Raw genomic sequence first — 1,295 nt, forward strand, 5'->3', positions numbered from 1 at the left:
GCCGAGGTCCTGCGCGGCAGTCTTGCCCTCTACGACTGGACGGAAGGCGAGATGAACCGCCGGCGCATCGATGCCATCACGGACGTGCGGCACCGGCCCCTGCAAAAGCTCGTTAAAGGCGGCCTGCTGCGCGGCGTGGAGATCGAGGTATCGCTGGACAGCACCCGTTTCGCCGGCGAGGGCGACGTCGAGCTCTTCGGCGAGATGCTCAACCGGTTCCTGTCGCTCTATGCCACGCTGAACCTGTATACCCGGCTGGTGATCGTGTCGCAGCCAAGCGGCAAGCGGCTCGCATGGCCCGACAGCAAGGGCGAGGGGGCACCGTTTTGAGCCTGCCGAAACTGACAGCAACGCAGGCGCAGGAGAGCGCATTGCTGCCGGCGCTGCTCGCCCATGCGCCGCAGATGAACTTCTTCCGGCTCTGCGAGCTGATCGAACTGGCCGCGCCGCAGCAGCCGCCATTGGGCACCACCGATTCTCCTGCCAACGAGCCCGTGCGGTTTCGCTCGCACGGACGGCTAGGCTTTCCCGGGCGGGAGATCGATGCGGTGGAGCGCGACAGCGACCACCCCGACCGGCCACCGGTCGTGCGGACAACCTTCCTGGGCCTTTACGGCGTGGATGCGCGCATGCCCTCCTACTTCGTGGACGAGATTGCCCAGCGCCGCGACGGGGCAGAGCCGTTGGCGGCCTTTCTGGACCTGTTTCACCACCGGATCGTCACGCAGTTCTACCGCGTTGCGCGCAAGTACCGCTATCCGGTGGGCTTCCGGCAGGGCGGACAGGACCAGGTGTCGTGTTATCTGCTGAGCCTGCTCGGGTTGGGCCTCGGCAAGCCGGGCGCCGGACAGGCGCGGACCGAAGAGACCGTCGGCACGCGCAAGCTGTTGTCGATGCTAGGGCTGGCCAGCCAGCGCACACGCACCGCCGAAGGCCTCGCCGGCGTGCTGCAGCATGCCGTGCCGGACGCGCGCATCACGGTGGAGGAGTTCCACCCGGTGTGGGTGCGCCTCGATGCCACCGAGCGGATGCCGCTAGGGGAAAACTGTGTGCTGGGACGCGGCTTCTACGATCGCGCAAACACCGTACGCGTGGTGATCACGCCACAGGACCGCGACTCGGTGCTGGGGCTGATGCCGGGCCGGACCATCCACCGGGAGGTGACGGCGCTGTTGCGCTTCTACCTGGGCTATGCAGCGCACGCGCATCTGGAGATGCATGTGAGGCCCGCGCTGATGCCGGCGCCGGCCTTGAATTCGGACCAGGTGAGCCTGGGCTACACCACGCAGCTCAGG

General features: G+C 67.3%; 2 protein-coding genes. Both read left to right on the forward strand.

The genetic code is table 11. From position 1 onward, the window contains the following. Positions 1 to 330 (forward strand): type VI secretion system baseplate subunit TssF (locus tag AC1DT6_RS40495; RefSeq protein WP_441637743.1); only part of this gene is annotated, 330 nt, incomplete at its 5' end. Between the two features lie 74 nt (positions 331 to 404). Next, the coding region (gene tssG / locus AC1DT6_RS40500; RefSeq protein WP_477112232.1) for a type VI secretion system baseplate subunit TssG at positions 405 to 1,295 on the forward strand (891 nt) is incomplete at its 3' end.

It is taken from the genome of Cupriavidus sp. 01L45 (genome assembly GCF_056399885.1).